This window comes from Peribacillus frigoritolerans, assembly GCF_030676415.1.
GTDB classification, from domain to species: Bacteria; Bacillota; Bacilli; order Bacillales; family DSM-1321; genus Peribacillus; species Peribacillus frigoritolerans_A.
In genome coordinates this window covers 1-255 of the sequence record NZ_JAUUTW010000141.1, presented here as the reverse complement: position 1 = coordinate 255, position 255 = coordinate 1, and the positions used below count along the sequence as shown (strand labels likewise).

Annotated in this window: 1 pseudogene; it reads left to right on the top strand. The window is 34.5% G+C overall.

What is annotated here, in order from left to right:
- Positions 1 to 254, top strand: a pseudogene (locus Q8G36_RS28805) (hypothetical protein); the annotation flags it as partial.
- Position 255 lies beyond the last annotated feature (1 nt).

The following is a 255-nucleotide window of genomic DNA, read 5'->3' as shown; positions in this document are numbered from 1 at the left end:
CATCAAGGCAAAATAATCGAATTGCTTCACATCGAAAAAGGATTACTAAACGACAGGGGAAAATGAAGGGACGAATCGCTTCTGCCCATTTACTATTAACGATTACTTACAACATCTTAAAAACAGGGGAACCTTATCATGAACTAGGCTCAAATTACCTTGAAGAAAAACAAAATAACAAAGAATTAAAAATGATCGAATACCTAAAAAAGAAAGGCTATACAATCGCTCCATCTGAACAACAAACTGCATAAC